The following is a 4650-nucleotide window of genomic DNA, read 5'->3' on the forward strand; positions in this document are numbered from 1 at the left end:
TTGCTTCCGCCTGCGGTCATCAATTGAAGGTAGTCGACTATAATCATCTTGATGCCGTGTTGTGAGGACAAACGTCTTGCTTTGGCTCTTAAATCGAAGATGGAAAGCGATGGCGTATCATCAATATACAACGGTGCCTTTTCTAAGTCTTTTACTTTGGTAGACAATTGCTCCCATTCGTGTTTTTCTAACTTTCCGGTTCTTAATTTTTCCGAAGACAAACCGGTTTCCGAAGAAATCAAACGCGTGATTAACTGTACCGATGACATCTCCAAAGAGAATAACGCTACCGGATGGCCAAAATCAATTGCAATATTTCTCGCCATCGATAAAACGAAAGCCGTTTTACCCATACCCGGACGAGCCGCGATAATAATTAAATCTGATGGTTGCCAACCGGAAGTTACTTTGTCCAGTTTTTCAAAACCGGTTGCTATTCCGCTCAAACCTTCTTTGTTGGCGATATCTTCAATTCTTTTTTTGGCTTGGATTACCAAACTTTGAGCAGTTTCAGAGCTTCGTTTGATATTGCCTTGGGTTACTTCGTATAATTTGGATTCGGCTTTGTCTAATAAATCGAATACATCGGTGGATTCATCATAGGATTCTTCGATGATTTCCGAAGAGATTTTGATTAAGCTTCGTTGGATGTATTTTTGCAGAATAATTCTCGAGTGAAATTCAATGTGCGCTGAAGAAGATATCTTTTGCGTCAGCTGAATTAAGTAAAAATCACCACCGGCCAAATCCAGCTTTGCGCTCTTTTTGAGTTGGGCCGAAACTGTTAACAAGTCAATAGGCTGAGAATCTGTGAATAACTGAAAAATAGCTTCAAAAATGTGTTTGTGAGCGTCTTTGTAAAAAGCATCGGGTTGGAGAATATCAATTACCTCATCGACACCTTTTTTATCAATCATCATCGCGCCCAATACCGCTTCCTCCAAGTCCATGGCTTGTGGCGGGAGTTTTCCTTTTTCTAAATTGATAATCGTAGTTTTATCTACTTTGATAGGGTTAATATTTCTGAGATTTTCCATGAAACGAAAGTAGCTCTTTTTGTAAAAATTTTGGAATTGAGTTATTCAAAACCAATGTTTATAAGTTTGTGTTTTTTGTTGATAACCAAAAAAAAATCCGAAACCATAGGGCTTCGGATTTCAACTGTATTTTGTGAGATTTATTCCTTGTATTCGCCCATCTTACTGTATTTATCCATCCTCTGCGCCACTAATTCTGCTGTTGATAAATCTTTCAGTTCATTAAACGCTTTCATGATATATTGTTCAACGGTTTTGAATGTCGTTTCTTTATCGTAATGTGCGCCACCTAATGGTTCCGGAATTACATCATCTACCAATTTCATTTTTTTCATATCCGAAGAAGTCAATTTCAAGGCTTCGGCTGCTTGTTCTTTGTATTCCCAGCTTTTCCATAAAATAGATGAACAAGATTCGGGAGAAATAACAGAATACCAAGTGTTTTCCATCATTAAAACTCGGTCTCCAACGCCTATTCCTAAAGCGCCACCGGATGCACCTTCACCAATAATTACACAGATAATCGGCACTTTTAAACGCACCATTTCTAAAATATTTCTCGCGATGGCTTCTCCTTGACCGCGTTCTTCTGCTTCTAAACCGGGAAATGCTCCAGGAGTGTCAATAAGTGTTACCACAGGAAGATTAAATTTTTCCGCCATTTTCATCAAACGCAAGGCTTTGCGATACCCTTCAGGACTGGCCATACCGAAGTTACGCAACTGACGCATTTTGGTATTGATTCCTTTTTGTTGTCCGATAAGCATGAACGATTGCCCGTCAATTCGACCCAAACCACCAATCATGGCTTTGTCATCTTTGAAATTTCTGTCGCCAAACATTTCTAAGAAAGTGCCTTTGGTTAGGTTGGTAATATGCTCTAAAGTATAAGGTCGGTTTGGATGACGTGATAATTGTACTCTTTGCCAAGCGGTAAGGTTTTTGTAGATTTTCCTTTTGGTTTCCTCTAATTTTTTTTCAATTTGTTTACAAGTATTAGTAACATCTACATTAGATTCAGCACCAATTAATTGACATTTATCGAGTTGATCTTCTAATTCCTTGATAGGAAGTTCAAAATCTAAATATTCCATAGGGTTGTTTGTTTTGTTTAATCGAATAGCAAATATAAAATTTTAAATTGTGATAAAAAGCAAATCTTTGGGATTAGTTTTAAACAAAAATTAACCTTTGTTTGACCTTAACTTAATTCTTTTTTTCTGCTTTTTATGATGGCGTTTATGATTACGGTCATTAAAATAATTAACGCTCCGATGTAGAATTCGAAACTCATTTTTTCTTTTTCTTCAAAAATTAATACGGCTAAAATGATGCCGTAAATGGGTTCCAAATTGATGGTGAGCATGACCGTATACGGACTTAAAAACTTCATCACAGCGGTAGACGCGATAAAAGCATAAGCGGTACAAACCGAACTCAGTATCAATAAATACCCTAAATCTTTGGCAGAAAGCTGAAAAAATTCAGGTGTAAAACTGCCGAAGAACAACAATAGAAAAGAGAAAAACACTACACCACCGCTGAGTTCATAAAACGAAATTACAGTCGCATCATAGGATTTTACTAATCTGCTGTTAATTACCGCAAACAATGCCGAGAGAAAAGCTGATGTTAAAGCATACCCGATTCCCAGTAAAAATTGATTGCCTCCGTTAAAAATAGCATGAAGCAATCCTTCCGTTCCTGTATCAGCTGAAACGGCTACAAAATACAATCCTACAATTGCAACAAGTCCGGAGAGCAATTCGTACCAAACAATCTTTTTGCCATATAAAATAGGTTCCAATATTGAGGCAAATAACGCGCCGGTGGAAAGACAAGCCAGCGTTATAGAAACGTTTGAAATTTTAATCGCGTGAAAAAAAGTAAACCAATGTAAAGCAATGATCAATCCTGAAAAAAGAAATTGCATTAAAATTTTGATTGGCACTTTTAAAGGCAACTTTTTATAGTAAATATAAATAGCGATAAAACAAACGGCAAAGAGCATTCGGAACCAAACTAAAGGTAAAGCATCTAAGGTAATTAACGCGCCAAGTATGGCGGTAAATCCCCAAATGAAAACAATCAAATGAAGGTGTAAATAGCTTTTTAGATTATCGTTTGGCATTTCTTAAAAGGTAAATCGCTAAGAGACCAAAAACAATGTTGGGTGTCCAAACCGCAATCAATGGCGGTGCTGTTGATTTTTCTGCCAATACGCCAAAAACCTTATCTAAGAAGACAAAAGCAAAGGCCAATACAATTCCGATAGCCAAGTTGGCTCCCATTCCGCCACGGCGTTTCATAGCCGAAACCGCTACGGCAATAATGGTCAAAATAAAAGCTGAAACCGGTATGCTGTACTTTTTGTACAACACCACCAAATAGGTATTGATATTAGAAGAACCACGGGCTTTTTCTTTGTCGATAAACTTATGCAAATCGTTCAAAGGCAAGGTTTCAGCGATGTAGACTAATGGGGTTAAATCTTCTAAATCGAAATTAAAAATAGTATCCTTTTTTTCGCCGCGTTCAATGATGTCGCCAAACTCCCCTACTTTTCTTTTGCTGTAATTAAAAAGCGTGTAGTTTTTGGTTTTTTCATTCCATTTGATTCGGCTGGCGATTAATTTATATTTCAATTGGTCGCCTTCAAATTTCTCCATAGAAAAATTGAAGGCCATTTTACTGGTTTCATTAAAACCGCTTACAAACAAATATTCGTCTTTGCTGATTTGGCGAAACACATCTGAGTTGTCCCGCATTTCATTTTGCCCGTTACCAATAAGGTATTTGTACCTGAAATTCTTAAATCCGGCACTGGCACTTGGCACCAAATAAACACTCATTATTAAAGCAAAAAAGGAAACTATTGTAGCACCAACTATATAAGGACGCAGGAACCTTGAAAAAGAAATTCCGGAGCTTAGGATGGCTATGATTTCGGTATTATTGGCCAACTTGGAGGTAAACCAAATCACCGAAAGAAAAAGAAATATGGGAAATAATAAATTGGCAAAATAAATGGTAAAGTCAAGATAGTACCATGCAATTTCATTGAATGGCGCTTGGTTTTCAATCATTCTGTTGACTTTTTCCGAAACATCAATCACTATTCCAATAGGAATAAACATTAGCAACATTACTAAGAATGTGGCTAAGTATCGCTTGAGGATGTATTTGTCAATTATTTTTAACATAGTTAAGTCTTAAAGTCTTAAAGTCTTAAGTCTTAAAGTCTAACAACATAATGCTTTTCGACTTTTGACATTTGACTTTCAACTATTTTATAATCGTTGGCTCATTTGTTTTACCATCATGTCTTTCCAAGTTCTGAAATCTCCGGCTAAGATATGTTTTCTGGCTTCACGAACCAACCACATATAGAAACCTAAATTATGAATGGTGGCAATTTGTTTTCCTAAATACTCATTTGCCGCAAATAAATGACGCAGATAAGCTTTGGTATATTCGGTGTCAACAAAAGTGATTCCCATTTCGTCTATCGGAGAAAAATCATCTTCCCATTTTTTATTTTTGATATTAATGGAACCATTCGCGGTAAATAACATCCCATTTCTGGCATTACGCGTTGGCATTACACAATCGA

5 protein-coding genes are annotated in these 4650 nt (G+C 36.8%); all 5 read right to left on the reverse strand.

Features of this window, described 5'->3' with window-relative positions; translation table 11 throughout:
• The coding region (locus ACK4HO_RS12545; RefSeq protein ID WP_409666303.1) for a replicative DNA helicase at window positions 1-1037 on the reverse strand (1037 nt) is incomplete at its 3' end.
• A 140-nt stretch (window positions 1038-1177) separates the two neighbouring features.
• The gene (locus ACK4HO_RS12550) at window positions 1178-2131 is read right to left on the reverse strand and encodes an acetyl-CoA carboxylase carboxyltransferase subunit alpha (protein ID WP_409666305.1); all 954 of its coding nucleotides are present in this window, start codon (window positions 2129-2131) and stop codon (window positions 1178-1180) included.
• 107 nt (window positions 2132-2238) lie between these two features.
• Window positions 2239-3168: a DMT family transporter gene (locus ACK4HO_RS12555; protein WP_409666306.1), complete on the reverse strand. Its 930-nt coding sequence runs from the start codon at window positions 3166-3168 to the stop codon at window positions 2239-2241.
• Complete coding sequence (locus ACK4HO_RS12560; protein ID WP_409666308.1) at window positions 3155-4240, reverse strand: LptF/LptG family permease; 1086 nt, start codon at window positions 4238-4240, stop codon at window positions 3155-3157. Before ACK4HO_RS12560 ends, ACK4HO_RS12555 begins: the two co-directional genes overlap by 14 nt.
• A gap of 87 nt (window positions 4241-4327) precedes the next feature.
• The coding region (locus ACK4HO_RS12565) for a tRNA-guanine transglycosylase (protein WP_409666310.1) at window positions 4328-4650 on the reverse strand (323 nt) is incomplete at its 5' end.

The sequence above is a fragment of the Flavobacterium sp. genome (assembly GCF_046296355.1).
Taxonomy (GTDB): Bacteria; Bacteroidota; Bacteroidia; order Flavobacteriales; family Flavobacteriaceae; genus Flavobacterium.